At 42.1% G+C, this 19028-nt stretch carries 17 protein-coding genes; 12 read left to right on the forward strand and 5 right to left on the reverse strand.

Annotated features, from left to right (window positions below):
• The first annotated feature begins 6 nt into the window (after window positions 1–6).
• The 7 genes from L3V41_RS18470 to L3V41_RS18500 all read left to right on the forward strand — a co-directional run bounded on the left by L3V41_RS18470 (window position 7) and on the right by L3V41_RS18500 (window position 7846).
• On the forward strand, window positions 7–369 hold the full coding sequence (locus L3V41_RS18470; RefSeq protein ID WP_062568337.1) for a response regulator: 363 nt from the start codon (window positions 7–9) through the stop codon (window positions 367–369).
• A 15-nt stretch (window positions 370–384) separates the two neighbouring features.
• On the forward strand, window positions 385–2472 hold the full coding sequence (locus tag L3V41_RS18475) for a chemotaxis protein CheA (protein WP_237128265.1): 2088 nt from the start codon (window positions 385–387) through the stop codon (window positions 2470–2472).
• Window positions 2469–2954: a chemotaxis protein CheW gene (locus L3V41_RS18480; RefSeq protein WP_062568335.1), complete on the forward strand. Its 486-nt coding sequence runs from the start codon at window positions 2469–2471 to the stop codon at window positions 2952–2954. Before L3V41_RS18475 ends, L3V41_RS18480 begins: the two co-directional genes overlap by 4 nt.
• A 29-nt stretch (window positions 2955–2983) precedes the next feature.
• Window positions 2984–5311, forward strand: a complete 2328-nt coding sequence (locus tag L3V41_RS18485) for a methyl-accepting chemotaxis protein (protein WP_237128266.1) — start codon at window positions 2984–2986, stop codon at window positions 5309–5311.
• A gap of 63 nt (window positions 5312–5374) precedes the next feature.
• The gene (locus L3V41_RS18490; protein WP_237128267.1) at window positions 5375–6196 is read left to right on the forward strand and encodes a protein-glutamate O-methyltransferase CheR; all 822 of its coding nucleotides are present in this window, start codon (window positions 5375–5377) and stop codon (window positions 6194–6196) included.
• Entirely contained in the window at window positions 6189–6806 is a 618-nt protein-coding gene (gene cheD / locus L3V41_RS18495; RefSeq protein WP_062568332.1) for a chemoreceptor glutamine deamidase CheD, read from the forward strand. Before L3V41_RS18490 ends, cheD begins: the two co-directional genes overlap by 8 nt.
• An 8-nt stretch (window positions 6807–6814) precedes the next feature.
• Window positions 6815–7846 (forward strand): chemotaxis response regulator protein-glutamate methylesterase, encoded by a 1032-nt coding sequence (locus L3V41_RS18500; protein WP_237128268.1) that lies wholly within the window; start codon window positions 6815–6817, stop codon window positions 7844–7846.
• Here the strand turns inward: L3V41_RS18500 and L3V41_RS18505 are convergent.
• Window positions 7836–8867 (reverse strand): polysaccharide deacetylase family protein, encoded by a 1032-nt coding sequence (locus tag L3V41_RS18505; RefSeq protein WP_062568330.1) that lies wholly within the window; start codon window positions 8865–8867, stop codon window positions 7836–7838. The two genes, L3V41_RS18500 and L3V41_RS18505, sit on opposite strands and share 11 nt — an antisense overlap.
• Between L3V41_RS18505 and dinF the strand changes: the two genes are divergently transcribed.
• Window positions 8844–10178 (forward strand): MATE family efflux transporter DinF, encoded by a 1335-nt coding sequence (gene dinF / locus L3V41_RS18510; protein WP_237128269.1) that lies wholly within the window; start codon window positions 8844–8846, stop codon window positions 10176–10178. The two genes, L3V41_RS18505 and dinF, sit on opposite strands and share 24 nt — an antisense overlap.
• A 4-nt stretch (window positions 10179–10182) precedes the next feature.
• Here dinF and L3V41_RS18515 read toward each other — a convergent pair whose 3' ends face one another.
• Both L3V41_RS18515 and nfuA read right to left on the reverse strand, forming a co-directional pair.
• Entirely contained in the window at window positions 10183–10452 is a 270-nt protein-coding gene (locus L3V41_RS18515) for a hypothetical protein (RefSeq protein ID WP_062568329.1), read from the reverse strand.
• Between the two features lie 14 nt (window positions 10453–10466).
• Complete coding sequence (gene nfuA, locus L3V41_RS18520) at window positions 10467–11042, reverse strand: Fe-S biogenesis protein NfuA (RefSeq protein ID WP_062568328.1); 576 nt, start codon at window positions 11040–11042, stop codon at window positions 10467–10469.
• 144 nt (window positions 11043–11186) lie between these two features.
• Between nfuA and L3V41_RS18525 the strand changes: the two genes are divergently transcribed.
• Window positions 11187–13736, forward strand: a complete 2550-nt coding sequence (locus L3V41_RS18525; RefSeq protein WP_237128270.1) for a M14 metallopeptidase family protein — start codon at window positions 11187–11189, stop codon at window positions 13734–13736.
• A 6-nt stretch (window positions 13737–13742) separates the two neighbouring features.
• Here the strand turns inward: L3V41_RS18525 and L3V41_RS18530 are convergent, their stop codons facing one another.
• A complete protein-coding gene (locus L3V41_RS18530) occupies window positions 13743–14450 on the reverse strand; it encodes a phosphoribosyltransferase family protein (protein ID WP_062568326.1) in 708 nt (235 codons plus the stop codon).
• A 58-nt stretch (window positions 14451–14508) separates the two neighbouring features.
• On the opposite strand from L3V41_RS18530, the gene bioH reads away from it, so the two are divergent.
• From bioH to L3V41_RS18545, 3 genes are all read left to right on the forward strand, one after another.
• The gene (gene bioH / locus L3V41_RS18535) at window positions 14509–15246 is read left to right on the forward strand and encodes a pimeloyl-ACP methyl ester esterase BioH (RefSeq protein ID WP_237128271.1); all 738 of its coding nucleotides are present in this window, start codon (window positions 14509–14511) and stop codon (window positions 15244–15246) included.
• Window positions 15247–15348: 102 nt separating this feature from the next.
• Window positions 15349–15657 carry a hypothetical protein gene (locus L3V41_RS18540; RefSeq protein WP_062568324.1) on the forward strand — a complete coding sequence of 103 codons (309 nt, stop codon included), beginning with the start codon at window positions 15349–15351 and terminating at the stop codon, window positions 15655–15657.
• A gap of 2 nt (window positions 15658–15659) precedes the next feature.
• On the forward strand, window positions 15660–16523 hold the full coding sequence (locus L3V41_RS18545; protein WP_062568323.1) for a putative metalloprotease CJM1_0395 family protein: 864 nt from the start codon (window positions 15660–15662) through the stop codon (window positions 16521–16523).
• Between the two features lie 60 nt (window positions 16524–16583).
• On the opposite strand, the gene L3V41_RS18550 is transcribed toward L3V41_RS18545, so the two are convergent.
• The gene (locus L3V41_RS18550; protein ID WP_237128272.1) at window positions 16584–18899 is read right to left on the reverse strand and encodes a Tex family protein; all 2316 of its coding nucleotides are present in this window, start codon (window positions 18897–18899) and stop codon (window positions 16584–16586) included.
• Window positions 18900–19028: the final 129 nt, after the last annotated feature.

The raw sequence follows: 19028 nt of genomic DNA on the forward strand, positions 1-19028 counted from the left end.
GTTTTTATGAAAAGAATTTTAGCAGTCGATGACTCAGCATCAATGCGACAAATGGTTGGTTTCACCCTTAAAAAAGCGGGCTTTGACGTAACGGAAGCAAAGGATGGCAGCGAAGCATTGAGTATCGCAAAGCAGCAGGGCTTTGATGCGGTAATTTCTGATGTCAACATGCCGGTAATGGATGGGATCACACTGATAAGAGAGTTACGCACTCTACCAGACTATAAATTTACTCCTTTACTCATGCTGACCACAGAATCGGGTCTAGATAAAAAGTCAGAGGGTAAAGCTGCTGGCGCAACAGGCTGGATAGTAAAGCCTTTTAACCCAGAGCAATTGTTAGCGGTATTAAAAAAAGTGATTCGCTAACGATAGGAGCGGGGCATGAGTATAGATCTAAGCCAATTTTTTGAAGTGTTCTTCGAAGAAAGCTTTGAAGGACTCGATGCAATGGAAGCTGAGTTATTAAACCTAGTTCCAGGCGAAGAAGACTTAGAAACAATCAATACAATTTTTCGCGCTGCGCATTCTATCAAAGGAGGTAGCGGAACATTTGGATTTACTGCAGTTGCTGACTTTACCCACGTTTTAGAAACTCTTTTAGACCAAATACGTGAAGGCTCACGAGACTTAACTGCTGAGCATGTAAACCTCCTTTTAAAGTCAGTTGATTGTTTGCGGGCGTTATTACGTGCTCTGCAGGCTGAACAACAGCCTGATTTAGCGGAAGCTGATGAACTACGTATAAAATTTGAAGAAATTTTAGGTATGCGCGCAGCAGCAAAAGCCGTGGCAAGCAATACAGATAGCGAAGAGCCTAGCGCAGAAAGTAGTCGAAACACTTTTCAAATAGATTTTAAGCCTCATCACCATTTATTTAAAACAGGTAACGAACCGCTGTATATGATCAGCGAGCTTGCTGAGCTAGGTGATCTTGAAACTCAGGCATTCCAAGATGATGTGCCAGATATTACCGACTTTGCGCCTGAAGAATGTTTTTTATCTTGGCGCTTCTTTTTAACCACAGATAAAGAGCAAAGCTGCATCGAAGAGGTTTTTGAGTGGGTTGAAGATGATGCTGAGATCACTATTACACTATGCGGTGGCTTATTTGGTAATGAACTAGAAGAAACAAAAGTAGCACAAGTAGCCACTGATACAGACATCAAAGAGACAGAAACTGCGGCTAAGCCTACGGCGGAGGTTAAGAAGTCAGCGCCAGTTAAATCAGCCGCAGCCAATACAGAGTCTACTTCGATTCGTGTTGGAATCGATAAGGTGGACTCGCTAATTAACATGGTCGGCGAGCTCGTTATTACACAAGCCATGCTTAGCCAGTTGGGTGAGCAAGAGATAACCGAAGCAACCATTGCTTCTTTACAAGAAGGGCTTGCTCAACTCGCTCACAACACCCGGGACTTACAAGAAAATGTGATGCGTATAAGAATGTTGCCGATTAGCTTCGTTTTTAGCCGTTTCCCACGCTTAGTGCGTGATATCTCTCAAAAACTCGACAAGCAAGTTGAACTAAAGCTTTTAGGTGAGCAAACCGAGCTGGATAAAACTGTGATGGAGAAAATCTCTGATCCCATGGTGCATCTAGTAAGAAACTCACTTGATCATGGCTTAGAGACAGTTGAGAAACGGGTCGCAGCAGGTAAAGATCCGGTCGGTACCGTTACATTGAATGCTTTTCATCAAGGCGGAAATATCGTGATTGAGATCATGGATGATGGTCAGGGCTTAAATACAACGAAGATCCGTGAAAAAGCGATAAAAAATGGCTTAATTTCCGAGTCTGATGAGCTTAGTGATAATGAAATCAATGAACTCATTTTCTTACCTGGCTTTTCGACCGCAGATCAAGTGAGCGATCTATCCGGACGAGGCGTCGGCATGGATGTGGTGAGAAGAAATATTGAAGCACTGAGCGGGTCAGTCGAAGTCTCATCAGCCCCAGGTGTAGGGTCGACCTTTACTATTCGCTTACCACTGACACTAGCGATTCTTGATGGCCAGTTAGTTCGTATTGCTGAACATACTTACATCATCCCACTCATTTCGATAATTGAATCACTACAAATTGATATCAGCAAAGTAAGTCGGGTAGGAAAAGACTTAGACGTATTGCGGCTGCGTGATGAATATATTCCTATCTTACGCTTATACACTATTTTTAATCACCAAGGTGCAATAGAAACACTTGATAAGACCTTGTTAGTTGTCGTTGAAAGTGACAACCAAAAAGTAGGTTTGCTGGTAGATGACTTACTGTCTCAACAACAAGTGGTTATTAAAAGCTTAGAAGCCAATTATCAAAAAGTGGATGGGGTGTCTGGCGCAACCATTTTAGGAGACGGTCGCGTTTCGTTGATTGTCGATATTAGTGGCTTGATTAAGCTATCTGGACTGAGAAAACCGGGAAGTCAGGAGCTTATCATCGAGTCTAAAGCAAGTTTGGAGGCGTCATGATTACATCGCAAGACGACTTACATAACAAACTAACTTTGGATCAAAATCAGGATGTTAAACAGTTCTTAACGTTCATCATGGCAGATGAAGAGTATGGCGTTGATATTTTAACAGTTCAAGAAATTCGCAGTTGGGAAGAAATAACCGTCATTCCAAATGCGCCAGATTTTGTTAAAGGAGTAATTAATCTGCGGGGAACCATAGTGCCTATTATTGATTTACGGCGTCGATTTGCGATTCCGGCTATTGAGTATGGGCCGCTGACAGTGGTGATTATCCTCAAGGTGAAATTAGAAAGCACAAGTAAAATTATGGGTATCGTTGTCGATGCCGTTTCGGATGTCTATAGCATTGCTGAGCATGAAGCGAAAGCAGTGCCCCACTTATCAGATTCTGAGCATGCGCAATTTGTGGCAGGTTTGGTGAATGTGGGTGAAAAAATGGTCGCATTATTAGACCTACAAAAAACGATGGACATTTAATTGGGTTGATTAACAAGAAGGTGAAGGGTATGGGATGGTTTAGCAGTCCTAAAAGTGTTGAGTCAAATAATGATTTAATTGTTACTGCATTGAATAAGTCACTTGCAGTGATTGAATTTCAACCATCGGGAACAATCTTGACAGCCAATGCAAATTTCTTAAGCGTCATGGGTTACCGGCTTGAGGAGATTCAAGGGCAGCATCACGCGATGTTTGTTGCTGAAGAGGAGTCTAAAAGCACCGAATACCAGCAGTTCTGGCAGCGTTTGCGAAACGGCGAATTTATCTCTGATGAATTTAAGCGCATCGGTAAAAATGGCAAAGAGATTTGGATCCAAGCGACCTACAACCCAATTATTAATAATGACGGCCAAGTTATTAAAGTCATTAAGTTTGCCAGTGATATATCAGCACAAAAAGAGCGAGACAAACAATCACAACGTGATGCAGATTTATCTAATGCATTACGTGTCTGCCAAGCAAGTGTGATGATTGCTAATAATGACCTTGAAATTGTTTTTGTTAATGAGCAGGTTAAACAAATGCTAAAGGCGCGTGAAAGTGACTTACAGTCAGTTTTACCCAATTTCTCTGTAGCCAATTTAGTGGGGACTTGTGTTGACGATTTTCACAAACAACCAAGTCATCAGCGTGAGTTATTAAGGACATTGACTGAACCTTATAAAACTACCTTACGCCTTGCAGGTTTAATCTTCAGTTTAATTGCCACACCTTGGGTCAGTGTCTCAGGAAAGCGTTTGGGGACTATTGTTGAGTGGCAAGATATTACCGACAGAGTTAACAAAGCTGAGGCTGAAAAGCGTGAAGCCGAAGAAAACCTGCGAGTGCGTCGTGCGCTTGACAGGGTTGCAACAAATACCATGATTGCTGATGCGGGTAATAACATTATTTACATGAATGAAGCCGTATTAAACATGATGAAAATTGCTGAAAGTGATTTGCGCAAAGACCTACCTAACTTCAATAGCAACAACTTGATTGGTCAAAATATCGATGTGTTTCATAAAAATCCTGCTCATCAGCGTAACATGCTGGCAAAACTTAGCAGTACCTACAGCACGGAGATTGTTGTCGGTGGACGCACCTTTGGTCTTGTGGCCAATCCTATCTTTACACCTGATGATGAGCGTATTGGTACAGTGGTGGAATGGGATGATAGAACAGCAGAGGTTGCCATTGAAAAAGAAATTGCTGGTTTAGTCGCTGCCGCAGGTAAAGGAGACCTAGAAGCCCGAGTAGAAGAGACTGGTAAAAATGGCTTTTTTCTACGCTTAGCGCAAGGCTTAAATAGCATGGTCAGTATTGTTGAGGATGCGGTTAAAGATACTGGTAATATGCTTGATGCAATGGCGAACGGCGACTTATCAAAACGTATTGAACAAGAGTACCAAGGGTCATTTGAGAAATTAAAACGTGATGCTAATGCCACGGCTGATAAGTTAACTGAAGTGATTAATCGCATTAATAGCTCTGCAACGTTAGTAGCCAGTGGTGCTGAGGAAATCTCACAAGGTAATGCTGACCTGAGTCAACGCACTGAAGAGCAAGCATCGTCACTTGAAGAAACAGCATCAAGTATGGAAGAAATGACCAGTACAGTTCGCCAAAATGCTGATAATGCCAAAGAGGTCAATGAACTTGCAGAAGAAACACGTGCTAAGGCGCAAAAAGGCGGTGAAGTTGTTAATCGCGCGGTGACAAGTATGTCGGCCATTAATGAGTCGAGCAAGAAGATTGCCGATATTATTAGTGTGATTGATGAAATAGCATTCCAAACAAACTTACTTGCATTAAATGCTGCTGTTGAGGCCGCAAGAGCGGGCGAGCAAGGCCGAGGGTTTGCTGTGGTTGCAGGGGAAGTGCGTAATCTTGCGCAGCGTTCTGCGGCAGCGGCAAAAGAAATTAAAGAGTTGATCCGCGATAGTGTCGGTAAAGTTGAGGACGGTACCTTACTGGTTAATGAGTCAGGCTCAACACTGCAAGAAATTGTAACCGCTGTGCAAAGAGTTACAGCCATGATTTCTGATATTGCCCAAGCATCAGAAGAGCAAAGTTCAGGTATTGAGCAAGTTAATAAAGCGATTGCACAGATGGATGAAATGACGCAGCAAAATGCAGCACTCGTTGAAGAGGCTTCTGCGGCTGGTGAGTCAATGGCTGAGCAAGCAAATGACATGCGACGTTTACTAAACTTCTTTTCTCTCTCTGTTGAAGAAGAAGCAGATATAACCAGCCGTGCTTCGAGTGTATCCGTTAAGCGGCCAAGCCAATCAGCACCTGCTTCGCCAAAAGGTAATAACTTTGTAGACCCAAGTGATGAATGGGAAGAGTTTTAAAACTCTTCCCACTCTACATCGCTAATACAATGTGTATTCCCTCTAAGGCTGGTGGGTTAAATTATGAAAGAGTTTTTACTAACGGATAGTGATTTCAAAAACATTTCATCTCAGGTATACGATGCTTGCGGTATCGTACTTGCGGAGCATAAGCGTGAAATGGTGTATTCACGCTTAGCAAGGCGACTTAGGTTACTTAAGTTAAAGAGTTTTAAAGACTATTTAGCTTTTTTAGAAGAACATAAAGAGCGAGAATTTAGTGAGTTTATCAATGCGATTACCACCAATTTGACGTCATTTTTTCGTGAACCACATCACTTTAACTATCTAAAAAATACGATAGTGCCGAGACTATTGACTACAAATGCACAGCAAAAGCGAGTGCGCGTTTGGTCAGCAGGCTGCTCCACAGGGGAAGAGCCCTACACGATAGCAATGACCCTAAGTGGTCTGTTCCCGACTAATTGGGATGTAAAAATTCTAGCCACTGACCTTGATTCAAACGTACTTGCTAAGGCGCAAGCTGGTACTTATACAGCAGCTAATGTAAATGGGCTCGATAAAAGTCAGCTAAAACGTTGGTTTTTAAAAAGTCATGATGGTCAGCTCTATAAAGTAAAACCACAGTTACAAGAGAATATCTTTTTTAAGAGGTTGAATTTACTTGAGCAGTGGCCGATGAAGGGAGCATTTGATGTCATTTTTTGTCGCAACGTAGTTATTTACTTTGATAAGCCGACAAAAGATACGCTTTTTCATCGTTACTTTGACTTATTGAATGACGCGGGGCATTTGTTTTTGGGGCATTCAGAAACCATGGGCAAAGACCATCAAGAATTTAAAAACCTAGGCCAGACGATTTATCAAAAGGTGGTTAATGAATAGTCATTTCAAACCAGTATTATCAGGGTTTGAGCACGTAAAGCGTTTTTGGGACAGTCACAGACAAAAGGTGGTCGCAAAAGTGTTACCGGGTGAATTCTATGTCTCTAAAAATGATGAACTGATCACCACCGTACTTGGCTCATGTATTGCTGCATGTATCTATGATCAAGGGTTAGGTGTTGGTGGCATGAACCACTTTATGCTACCGATACAAAAAGGCGTGGATCCGAGTAATGCTCACAGTTTAAATTGCCGTTATGGTAACTGGGCTATGGAGTTTTTAATTAATGAAATTTTAAAAAATGGTGCATCAAAACGTAACTTAAAAGTGAAGCTATTTGGTGGTGGTAAAATTATTCGCTCAATGACAGATATAGGCGTCGGTAATATTCGCTTTGCAAATGCATATGTACTTGAGGAAGGTTTAGATTTAATATCACATGACGTCGGTGGCCCTTGGCCTCGTAAAATAATTTTTAACCCTCAGACGGGTCAAGCACAAGTAAAAAAGCTGCGTGATCTGCATACTGATAAACTAGAAAAACGTGAAGTTAAATACTTACACGAAATCGAGCAGCAAGATGCTGGAACAGACATTGAGCTATTTTAGGAGAGTGTATGATCAAGGTACTTATTGTTGATGATTCTCCCTTGATCCGTGGTTTACTGAAAGAGGTACTTGAGCAAGCGGGTGATATGCATGTTGTAGGTGCCGCTGAAGACCCTTATCAAGCACGTGATCTCATTAAGCGTTTAAATCCTGATGTACTGACGCTTGATATTGAAATGCCAAAAATGGATGGCTTAAGCTTTTTGAAAAATTTAATGCGCTTGCGACCTATGCCGGTTGTTATGGTTTCAACATTGACTCAAAAAGGCTCACCTATTACCCTCGAAGCGCTAGAACTCGGGGCTGTGGATTTTATCGCAAAACCAACGGCTAATGTGTCTGAAAACTTGCAACGCTATGCGTACTTAGTACAACAAAAAGTCCGTACAGCAGCAGGTGCAAGGATCCGAGCATTTAAAGAGCAGAAACTAGAAAAAGATAGCTCACTCGACAGTCTGCAATTTAAAAGTAATGCAGTGATGGCCATAGGTGCTTCAACGGGGGGAACAGAGGCAATCAAAGAAGTGCTTATCCGTATGCCCAAACACTGCCCACCCATTGTGATAACACAACATATTCCACCTGTGTTTAGTACTTCATTTGCGATGCGGATGGATCGAATCTGTGCGATAAATGTTAAAGAGGCAGAGCAAGGAGATAAGTTAGAAGCTGGCTGGGCTTATATTGCCCCAGGCGATCAGCATTTAAGTGTGGCGAAAAAGGGAGCTGCGCTGTATTGCCAATTAGACTCAGGTGAGCCCGTTAATCGTCATCGGCCTGCTGTAGATGTGTTATTTAACTCTTTAGCAGCTTTAAATTGCAAAGCAACGATAGCGTCTTTATTAACTGGAATGGGCAGTGATGGTGCAAAAGGGTTATTAGCTTTACATCAAGCTGGTGCCTATACCATGGCACAGGATGAGCTATCGTCTGTGGTATGGGGGATGCCAAAAGCCGCAATCGAATTGAATGCGGCTAATGAAATTGTCAGGCTTGATAAAGTAGCAGCACACATGCTTAAACAGGCTGCTAAGGTGTAATTACCCAAGGTTGTGAAAACCAATAATAACTGCCTTTTTTATTGATAGAAGGGGCTGTACAGTTGAATCGAGAGCGGCCTTTTTTCAATTTATTAGGCGAGGTAATTTGAACAGTATCTTTACTTGTCCAATCAAGGTTAGCTTGACCAACACCCGACACATAGCATGCAAACTGGCTTTTGTGAAAATCCTGCATATCGAACTGGATGCTCAAACTTGGCGGGTTTTCGCTGGTCACACTATCAGTGTAATTTAATGCTTTAATTGTGAAAGCTTGTGAGTCAAGTTTCGTTGAAAGCGTATCAAGCTTAGAATAAAAACCAGACGCAGGGAAGCGTGGTAATCGCGTAAAATCAGAGTGAACACCTACTGCACCTGAATGTTGACCAATACCAACAAAGCCTAATGATTTAATTAATCCTTGTAACTCGTTATTGAATTCACCATAGGGATAAGCAAGGTATTTATAATCATGACCTATTTCATCTTTAATGCGTTTTTGAGCATTTAAAATATCTTCTTTAGTGCGAGATTGCCACTGAGCGTCAGTCTCACCTTCTTGTTTTAAATGCAAGTAATTGTGCACTTGCGTATGATTACTTATCAAGGCTCCTTTTTTAGCCAGCTCTTTTAATTGCTGCCAAGTCATGACATAGCTTTTGCCACTATCAATAAGTTCAGGGTTTACAAAAATAGTATAAGGATAGCCAAACTTTTCGAGGATAGGGGCAGCTTGTTCATAATTATTTTTGTAACCATCATCAAACGTGATTGCGACGGTTTTATCAGCTAACTCTTGACCTGCCTGTAGTTGAGAAATCAACTCATTTAATGGGATAACATTAAATTGCTGGTCTTTTAAATACTGCATGTGCTTGGTAAACGTCTCGCTGCTGACGCTTGTAACAGCCGGAAGGGTTTCACTGACGTGATGATACTGTAAAATAACGGCGCCGTGGGCACGCATTGATAAACCTAACAGGACTGCAAAAACTACATGAAACATTTTCTTAAACGTCATAAGGCACACCATAAAAGTTTGCTGTTATTAGCCGGTCCAATGATCTTATCAAATATTACTGTTCCATTGTTAGGATTAGTTGATACTGCAGTCATCGGTCATTTAGGCAGTGCTCACTACTTAGCCGGTATTGCACTGGGCTCAGCAGTTATCTCCCTATTATTTTGGCTAGCAGGATTTTTACGTATGAGCACCACGGGGCTTGTAGCGCAAGCTTACGGTCGAGGCGATCATACTTTGCTAGCTGAATTATTAAAGCGCAGTTTGTTATTAGCGACTTTCGTTGCGCTTATATTAATCACGCTTAGTGTACCTATTCAATCCTTAATGGCATATTTATCGGGCGCAAATCAAGCGGTGCTAGAGCAAGCACATAGCTATTTTTCAATCCGTATTTTTAGTGCGCCAGCTGCGTTGTGTAATTTAGTGCTATTAGGATGGATGTTGGGGGTACATTACGGCAGAGGGCCGTTTTATTTATTACTCATCACTAATATTACCAATATCGTGCTTGATATCTATTTTGTTATTTTTCTTGATTGGAAAGTGGCTGGAGCGGCTTGGGCGTCGCTAATTGCAGATTACATCGCTTTTGCCTTTGCACTTTGTTTAGTTTATCAGTTGGCTAAAAAGCAGGGCATTAACCTAGCGGTAAAGGCGTGGTTTAACGTGGCTAAACTGCTCGAATTAGTCAATTTAAATCGTGATATCTTCATTCGTTCACTGGCGTTGCAATTGTGTTTTAGCTTTATGACCTTTTATGGCGCAAGAATTGGCGAAACAACACTGGCAGCGAATGCAGTACTGCTGAACTTTTTAATGCTCGTCAGCTTTGCGCTTGATGGTATTGCATATGCAAGTGAAGCTAAAGTAGGTAAAGCAAAAGGCGAAAAAAGCACTCAGCATATACAGCTGTGGGTTAATTTGAGTTTGTTCTGGGGGGGACTGTTTGCATTATTTTACAGCTTAATATTTTTAATCTTTGGTAATGCAATTATTCGTTTATTAACCGATGTGCCAGAAGTAATTAGGATGGCTGCAGATTATTTGCCATGGGTGATTATCTTACCAATTGCAGCAATGGCATGCTTTTTATTCGATGGTGTTTTTGTTGGTTTAACGCGTGCAAAAGATATGCGAAATACGATGCTGATTAGTGCAACACTCGGCTTTTTTGGGTTGTTTTGGTTGGTGAGTGATTGGCAAAACCATGGCCTTTGGTTCGCAATGACCATTTTTATGCTGATGCGTGGTGTAACGTTATGGTTGCGCTATCGTTATATCGTTAAACAAAATAGCTTGTTGAATTAAGCGTTTATTTCCAAAGGTCAGGATCATCATCTTTGGGAGATGCTCGCTCAAGAACTTGAGCAAAACGGTTGGCAAAAATACCTAAGTAACCCCAAGCGGCAAAAAATAATGCGATGGCCAAAATAAGTAAGCCAATCAGCTGCAAGATTGCAGGGCCATAATAACCAGTGGCAATAAAAATCACGGCCAGCACAAACAGTGCTAGGCCGCAAAGAAAGCGTTTCAAGCTTAATTTGGGGTCGCTACCTAAGCGAAATACCCATTGTTTAAGCATGCTTTAGATACCGATTAGTAGTAAGAGTGCTCACCCGATTGGTGATCGGTAATGTCTCTCACACCATTGATTTCATCAAACTTAGCGATCATTTCTTTCTCGATGCCCTCTTTCAACGTGACATCAATCATCGAACAACCGTTACAGCCACCACCAAATTGCAGAACAGCAATACCGTCAGCGGTAATTTCAACTAAACCAACTTGACCACCGTGGTTTGCAAGTTGTGGATTGACTTCAGTTTCAAGCATGTGTTGTACACGCTCTTGTAACGTTGCGTCGTCGCTAAGCTTACGTGCTTTGGCATTAGGCGCTTTTAGAGTTAACTGAGTGCCCATTTTGTCAGTTACAAAATCGATTTCAGCTTCTTCTAAAAAAGGCGCACTTTCTGCGTCAACAACGGCATCAAAGCCATTAAAAGGTAGACGAATATCAGTCGCTTCAACCGCGTCTTCTGGGCAGTAAGAAACACCACACTCCGCCTGCGAAGTACCTGGATTTACAACAAAAACACGAATGTTTGTTTGTTCAGCTTGGTCTGCTAAAAGTTTAGCAAAATGAGATTGTGCAGATTCAGAAATAGAGATCATAAAACGGACTATACTTGACTAAATTACTCGGATACTGTGTATCATACTCCGCTCATCGTATTGTCGCCAGTGTTGAGCGTAAAAAGTTGCATCTATTTTGTCTAGTGGTAGCGTGAAAACATCAATTAAGTACAGGTGCTATCTATGCGTTTAATAATAACAATATTAACCATGCTAGTGAGCGTTAGCGCATTAGCGAAACCCCTTTCTTATTACTTTGAACAAGATGTGAAATTTGATCCAACCATTCCAACACCTGAACAGGTGTTAGGTTACGAAGTAGGTGAATGGCATGTTCGCCATGATCAGCTTGTGCAATATATGCAAATTCTTGCCGATAAAAGTGACCGAATGAACTTTCAAGTGATCGGTCGTACTCATGAACAACGCCCATTGGTTATGTTAACTATCACTGCGCCAGACAAATTAGGGCAGGTTGAGACTATTCGTAAAGCCCACCTAGCACGTTTGGACGGTGAATCATCAGACTCAAGCAAACAGCCGGCGGTTGTATGGATGGGGTATAGCGTGCATGGTAATGAGTCATCAGGGAGTAATGCCTCGTTATTGGTTGCTTATTACTTAGCTGCTGCGCAAGGCCCAGAAATTGATAATTTACTGAACAATACCGTTATCTTACTGGACCCATCTTTAAATCCTGATGGTTTAGCGCGTTTCGCGAACTGGGCAAACAGTAATCGCGGTATGAATTTATCGTCAGATCCAGAAACTCGCGAGCATAGAGAAAACTGGCCTAGTAGCCGGACTAATCATTATTTATTTGACTTAAACCGCGACTGGTTATTACTACAACACCCTGAATCACGAGCACGCATAGCTCAATTCCATCAATGGAAGCCGAATATTCTTACAGACTTCCACGAGATGGGACCAAACAGCACCTTCTTTTTTCAACCTGGTATTCCGACACGTAAGCACCCGATTACACCAGAAGAAAATGTCACTTTGACTAAAGCAATTGCTAACTATCATGCGAAGACGCTTGACGAGCATAATGCTTTGTACTTCACCGAAGAAAGTTTTGATGATTTTTACTACGGAAAAGGCTCAACTTACCCTGACGTGAATGGTGGGGTGGGTATTTTATTTGAGCAAGCCAGCTCACGTGGTCACTTACAAGACACTATCAACGGCCCATTAAGCTTTCCGTTTACGATTAAAAATCAATTACTAACTAGCTTATCTACATTTCAAGCTGCAATTGAAAACCGCCAAGATCTGCTTGATTACCAAGCTGAGTTTTATAACAAAGCGATCGATCTTGCTGGTGATGAAGACTTTAAAGGGTATGTTGTTAAAGGCGGTGCAGATAACAGCCGTATGCAGTACTTTCTAGAGCTATTAAAGCAACATCAAATTAATGCGTATATGCTTGAAGAGCCATTAAAAGTGAATGGTCAAAGCTTCTCTGAAAACAGCTATTTCGTACCATTAGCACAACCACAGTTTCGCTTAGTGAAAGCCGTTTTTAGTGAGCAACAACGCTTTGTTGATAACACATTCTATGATGTATCTGGCTGGACACTCGCGCATGCATTTAATTTAGAATTTGCAAAAGTCAGTAGTAAATGGGGGCTTGATGTTGCAAAAATGCCTTGGCAGAAAGGAGTTAAGTCAAGTTATGCAACATTGCCACAAAGTTATGCTTACGCATTCAAGTGGGACGATTATCTTGCACCAAAAATGTTGAATACATTGCTAAAGCAAGGTGTTAAAGCGCGTGTTGCATTGAGTCCTCTTACTGCTAAAACGCCCAGTGGTGAGGTTGCATTTGAACCCGGTAGTATTTTGCTCCCCGCAGGTTTGCAAACAGACAGTAATTGGGTTGATTACTTAAATCAAGCGCAGACTGAGTTCGGTATTGAAATTACGCCAATTAGCTCAGGTTTAACGGTGAAAGGGGCTGATTTAGGCTCTCGCTCTATGGCCGTTGTAAAAGCGCCTAAAGTTTTACTCGTGGGTGGTGCAGGCACCAGCCAATATGAATTGGGTGAAGTATGGTATTACCTCGACCGTTTTGTAGGCACTGCGCCAACTATTGTTGAAATGCCTCGTCTTAGCAGCCTTGACCTTGAAAATTACAGCCATATTATTTTGGCTCATGGTAATTACAATACACTTGATGATGCGACCAAGGTTGCGATCAAAGCTTGGGTACGTAAAGGTGGTGTTATTTGGGGTCATAAAGGAGGTGCCAAGTTCCTCGCTGACCAACAATTATTAAAGGCCAGTTACTTATCTCGTCGTGATGTAGCGAGCGCATTTAATACGCAAGGGCTTACTTATGCCGATAAAGATCACTTAGCGGGCCGTCAACGTATTGCCGGAGCAATCTTTAATACGTCTGTTGATTTATCACACCCGCTAACATTTTCACTGAACCGTAATACCCTGCCAGTATTTAAAAATAGCACTTGGTTGCTTGAAAAGTCAGATGCACCGTTTGTAAATGTTTTAACATACACAGATAAGCCATTGTTAGCGGGCTTTACTGATGATGTGAATGTAGAGCAAGTTGCCGGTGCTGCGGGCTTAATAGCCCATTCATATGGAAATGGCAGTGTTATTGGTATGACGGATAACCCCGTGTTCCGTGGGTATTGGTATGGTACTAGCCGATTATTGAGCAATGCTTTATTCTTTGGTAATGCTTTTCATGCAGCGGGTGATTAACGTATTTTAAGGTTCTCCTAAAGGGGTCAAACACGTCAGCATTGCCCATACGTGTTTGGCACCTGCTTTTTTTAGTTCATCGGTTGCTGCATTCAATGTTGCCCCTGAGGTCATTACATCATCAATAATGGCGACCGACTTACCCTGCAAATTAGTTTCGCACACAAATGCATTACGCATATTTTTAATTCGTTTCGCTTTACTGAGAGAAGATTGTGCAATCGTTGCTTTTTGTTTAACAAGCGGCTCAGTTACAACTAAGTTCATTGCTTTTAATACCGGTAGCCAAGTTTGGCTTACCTGATTATACCCTCGTTTTATAAAGCGTTTATTGTGCAGCGGCATAATAATAAATTCATCAGGCCAAGATTCATTGACTGCCTTTGCGCGCTGCAACTGCAAATAAATAACCTGTTGTAGGGCAATTTTATAGTACTGTTTGTCACTAAACTTCAGCTGTTTAAGCCACTGTTTCATTGGGGCTTCATACCATGCACAGGCTATGAGGTGATCAAAATGACAATCGGGGAATGCGTCACAAATATCAGGGCGATGAAGTAAATTGGCATGTTTGCTTAGATCAAATAATCTTAAGTCGTTTAAACAATGCTCGCAAAGTGCGTAGTTACTTTTTATATGCGTTTGACACGTAACACAAAAGTTAGGAAACAGCGCATGTAAGCCATGTTTTAATATCTTCGTTAGGTGAGCCATTGCATTCAATCCTTTAAACGCTATTATGAGCCATCAGTGTGCTTGAGAGTTTAAAAATATGCAAAATGAAATGGTGTTATTACATGGCTGGGGAATGAACCAAGGGGTCTGGCAAGTGATTTTACCAGAGCTTGAGTTTTCATATGAGGGCACCATTCGCTGCCTTGATTTACCAGGCTTTGGTGAAGCGCAGTCAGTACCTAACACCTATAATTTGCATGAAGCAGCCAAGATGCTGAGTGAACAATTGCATAACGACTCAATACTAGTTGGCTGGTCGCTTGGCGGATTATTTTCACTTTACATTGCAGCTCACTGGCCAGAAAAAGTATCAAAAGTTATTTTAGTGGCATCGAGCCCTTTTTTTGCTCAAGCTGATAATTGGGCAGGTATTAAGCCTGAAGTGCTTGATGCGTTTAAAGAGCAATTAATCACTCAGACAGACAAAACCATTGAGCGATTCCTAGCGATTCAAGCTATGGGCAGCGAATCAGCTCGTGACGATATTAAAGCGTTAAAAAGATTATTAAAACAGTATCCAGCACCGCAAGAGCGCGCCCTCAGTGCAGGCCTAGATATCCTACAGCAAGAAGATTTACGTCTGCTATTTAGCAAAATAACGCTCCCCATTCGCGGTATATTTGGGCGTTTAGATGCGCTAGTCCCTTACCGTGCAATTAAGGATATGCAGGCTTTGCAACCTAACTTTGAGTATGAGGTGATCGATAAGGCGTCTCACGCTCCTTTTATTTCTCATAAAACTGAATTTATAAGCGCTCTGAAATCAATGTGTTAATTAAATATTGCTCTGCAGAGCCCAAAAATAGGGGGATTTTACTTTATTTTGATTGTTTTGTGAGCGATACTTGTAGGGAAGATCTCACTGTTGGAGGATATGATGCCAATCAGTTCTGTATTTAATAATGGCGTGGAAGGTTACAACCGCGCAAGTCAAGGCATTGAAAAAGCAAGCGCGCAAATTAGCCGCGCGTCTATTGACCAGCAAGACGACGCCCAACTTGCTCAGCAAAGACAGTTACAAGGTGCAAGACCAGAGGAAGCTGTTACGCCACCTGTGTCTCAGCCTGCTCGTATTGATGAAGCATTGGTGAACCTAAAAGTTGAAGAGTTCAATGCTAAGGCTAACGTTAATACGATTCAAACTGCCGATGAAGTACTAGGCACGCTAATCGATATAAAAGCTTAGCCATGAATATCGTTACTCCCTTTCCCGCAATCAACATTAACACGGCGAATGTACACACCGAAAGTGCGCGCCGTGATAATCAGTTGCGTGAAGTCATCCCGCCTCCTGTGGCAACTAATTCGAGTAACGCAGAAAATAAAGCACTGAATGATGGCGAAAAAGCAAGACAGCCAAGTGGCGATGCAAGTACTTATGATGCTAAAGGTCGCCTTGAGGACGATAAAGCGATTCAAGAGCGAGAGCAAAGCGAACAAGGTAGCGAAGAGAAATCAGAGCAGCAGCAACAAGAAGAGCAAAAACAAGAGCAAAAAGTTGCACAGCAAGAACAGTTAGAGCTTGAACAAATTAAAGAGCTGAAAGCGCGAGACACTGAAGTGCGTGTACATGAACAGGCGCATGCTTCGGTGGGAGGTAAATACGCAGGCTCGCCAAGTTATGAGTATCAACGAGGCCCCGATGGCACAAACTACGCGGTTGGCGGAGAAGTACAAATTGATGTGGCTGAGGTAAGTGGTGACCCTCAAGCAACAATCGATAAAATGCAAACGGTAAGAGCGGCAGCACTTGCACCCCAAGAGCCATCTAGTGCAGACCGTGCTATTGCAGCCGATGCGACACAGAAACTTGCCGCAGCGCAGGCTGAACTCGCTATGCAGTCGCGCGAAAAAGCACAGGGTGGTGATGAATCGTCGTCATTAAGAATTGACCGTGAAGGTGCTGAAGACGAAAGTGAAGCAGTGAGCACTTCTCAGACCAAGACAGCCAAACGAGATGTGGAAGTTGATGAACGAGCCACACGAATAGCCAATTTTTACCAAATGGCTACATCGCCTGGGGAACAAAATAATTTTTCGGCGGTTATATAATTATTAGATTTATAAGAGACGCGGTTCAATTTGAACCGCGTTTTTGTTTTTAAGCTAAAACTATTTTTTTACTTTAGCATTTGCAAATGCATCGGCAAATGCGTTACCCATGGCCGCATTACCAAAGTCACGCTTTTGCTTAGGCGCACTTTTCGCTTTAGCCGCAGGCTTTGATTTGCCTGCAGGTGCTGTTTTATTGCTTGTATCTACATCATCATCTAAACGCATTGTAAAACTAATACGTTTACGCGCTGCATCAACCTCAAGTACTTTTACTTTAACAATATCACCTGCTTTAACCACTTCGCGTGGATCAGAAATGAACTTGTTGGTTATCGCTGAAATATGAACTAAACCATCTTGGTGTACACCCACATCAACAAAGGCGCCAAAGTTAGCTACATTGGAAACCACACCTTCTAGAATCATACCAGGTTTTAGATCGTTAATGGTTTCAACACCGGCCTTAAACTCAGCTGTTTTAAACTCTGGGCGAGGGTCTCGACCTGGTTTATCAAGCTCTTTAATAATGTCGGTAACGGTTGGTAAACCAAACTTTTCATCTGTGTAGTCGTTAGCAACCAATTTATTCAAAATATCAGTGTTACCAATTAAGCTGTTTACATCTAAGCTGTTCTTTTCACAAATACGCTTAACAACAGGGTAAGCTTCAGGGTGAACTGATGAGTTATCAAGAGGATCTGAACCTGTGCTAATACGTAAGAAACCAGCTGCTTGTTCAAAGGCTTTTGGTCCTAGGCGCTCAACTTTTTTAAGCTCAGAGCGTTTGCTAAATGAGCCATTGGCATCACGATAGCTAACAATGTTTTGCGCCAACGTTTTGTTTAAGCCAGATACACGAGTCAGTAACGGCACTGAGGCCATATTTAAATCAACACCGACTGAGTTTACACAGTCTTCGACAACCGAGGTCAGCGTTTGACCTAGTTGGCTTTGTGACACATCGTGTTGATATTGACCTACACCAATTGATTTAGGTTCGATTTTTACAAGCTCGGCAAGTGGATCTTGCAAACGACGTGCAATTGACACTGCACCGCGTAATGATACATCAAGATTAGGGAATTCGTTGGCAGCAAATTCAGACGCTGAATAAACAGATGCCCCCGCTTCACTGACCATTATTTTATTTAATTTAAGTTCACTGTTGGTTTTAATCAATTCAGCAACTAACTTATCTGACTCACGTGAAGCTGTGCCATTACCAATCGCGATTAACTCAACTTTATATTGGCGACAAAGTTGCTCAAGTGTGCGAAGTGATTTTTCCCAATGATTTTGCGGCGCATGTGGGAAAATTGTTTGCGTTGTTAACAGCTTACCAGTGCTGTCTACAACAGCAATTTTACAACCCGTACGTAAACCAGGATCAAGTCCCAAGGTTGTACGTGGCCCTGCAGGCGCAGCCATTAATAAGTCTTTTAGATTTTTTGCAAATACGTCAATCGCGCCGGTTTCCGCTTTTTCGCGCATTGCACCTAAAAATTCATTTTCTAAGTGTAGACTTAATTTAATCTTCCAAGCCCACTGTACAACACTCATTAACCAGCTGCTTGCAGCGCTATTGCTCACATCTAACCGATAATAGTCAGCAATCATTTGTGCACATACCTGTGCTGGGTTTTCTGCACTCGGTTCTGGGTTGATACTTAATTGTAAAACGCCTTCATTGCGAGCGCGGAGCATGGCCAGAGCACGGTGTGAGGGAACTTTTTTAAGCGGTTCTTGATGTTCAAAGTAATCACGGTACTTAGCGCCTTCATTTTCTTGACCAGCGATTACTGTACTTTCAATTTGGCCGTGTTGTGCAATATGACTACGGAATTTAGCAAGCAGTTTGGCGTCTTCAGAAAAGCGTTCCATCAAAATAAATTTAGCACCGTCAAGCACCGCTTTTGTATCAGCAAAGCCTGCGTCAGCATTAATATAGTCAGCAGCGTGTTGCTCTGGTTCGAGGTTAGGGTCATTAAATAGCGCATCGGCAAGTGGTTCAATACCCGCTTCAATGGCAATTTGTCCTTTCGTGCGGCGTTTAGGTTTGAATGGTAGGTATAAATCTTCAAGCTCTGTTTTACTGTCAGCGTTATTAATATCACTACTTAACTCGGCGGTTAGCTTACCTTGCTCTTCAATTGTGGCAAGAATAAAGCTGCGGCGCTCTTCAAGCTCGCGTAAGTACGAAAGACGCTGTTCAAGTAGTCGTAATTGCGTGTCGTCTAGGCCACCTGTAACTTCTTTCCGGTAACGTGCGATAAAAGGGACTGTGGCACCTTCATCAAGTAATTTGATTGCAGCAACAACTTGTGGTTGCTGGGCATTTAGCTCGGTCGCTAAGCGTGCAGAGATATTGCTCATGCATAAACCTTTTTAAAAATAGAAAATCAGTAAACTGAAGATTAATTGCCTGAATAATATCACAATAAGAAGGCCTTAAAAGCACTGCTTTTAAGGCCCTCGAAAATTGTTCTACACAACGCAATATTT

This window comes from Pseudoalteromonas sp. L21 (assembly GCF_021728035.1).
GTDB lineage: Bacteria > Pseudomonadota > Gammaproteobacteria > Enterobacterales > Alteromonadaceae > Pseudoalteromonas > Pseudoalteromonas arabiensis.

Coding starts and splice junctions, on each gene's coding strand:
- L3V41_RS18470 (WP_062568337.1), top strand. CDS start 7: ATGAAAAGAATTTTAGCAGTCGATGACTCAGCATCAATGCGACAAATG.
- L3V41_RS18475 (WP_237128265.1), top strand. CDS start 385: ATGAGTATAGATCTAAGCCAATTTTTTGAAGTGTTCTTCGAAGAAAGC.
- L3V41_RS18480 (WP_062568335.1), top strand. CDS start 2,469: ATGATTACATCGCAAGACGACTTACATAACAAACTAACTTTGGATCAA.
- L3V41_RS18485 (WP_237128266.1), top strand. CDS start 2,984: ATGGGATGGTTTAGCAGTCCTAAAAGTGTTGAGTCAAATAATGATTTA.
- L3V41_RS18490 (WP_237128267.1), top strand. CDS start 5,375: ATGAAAGAGTTTTTACTAACGGATAGTGATTTCAAAAACATTTCATCT.
- cheD (WP_062568332.1), top strand. CDS start 6,189: ATGAATAGTCATTTCAAACCAGTATTATCAGGGTTTGAGCACGTAAAG.
- L3V41_RS18500 (WP_237128268.1), top strand. CDS start 6,815: ATGATCAAGGTACTTATTGTTGATGATTCTCCCTTGATCCGTGGTTTA.
- dinF (WP_237128269.1), top strand. CDS start 8,844: ATGAAACATTTTCTTAAACGTCATAAGGCACACCATAAAAGTTTGCTG.
- L3V41_RS18505 (WP_062568330.1), bottom strand. CDS start 8,867: ATGACGTTTAAGAAAATGTTTCATGTAGTTTTTGCAGTCCTGTTAGGT.
- L3V41_RS18515 (WP_062568329.1), bottom strand. CDS start 10,452: ATGCTTAAACAATGGGTATTTCGCTTAGGTAGCGACCCCAAATTAAGC.
- nfuA (WP_062568328.1), bottom strand. CDS start 11,042: ATGATCTCTATTTCTGAATCTGCACAATCTCATTTTGCTAAACTTTTA.
- L3V41_RS18525 (WP_237128270.1), top strand. CDS start 11,187: ATGCGTTTAATAATAACAATATTAACCATGCTAGTGAGCGTTAGCGCA.
- L3V41_RS18530 (WP_062568326.1), bottom strand. CDS start 14,450: ATGGCTCACCTAACGAAGATATTAAAACATGGCTTACATGCGCTGTTT.
- bioH (WP_237128271.1), top strand. CDS start 14,509: ATGCAAAATGAAATGGTGTTATTACATGGCTGGGGAATGAACCAAGGG.
- L3V41_RS18540 (WP_062568324.1), top strand. CDS start 15,349: ATGCCAATCAGTTCTGTATTTAATAATGGCGTGGAAGGTTACAACCGC.
- L3V41_RS18545 (WP_062568323.1), top strand. CDS start 15,660: ATGAATATCGTTACTCCCTTTCCCGCAATCAACATTAACACGGCGAAT.
- L3V41_RS18550 (WP_237128272.1), bottom strand. CDS start 18,899: ATGAGCAATATCTCTGCACGCTTAGCGACCGAGCTAAATGCCCAGCAA.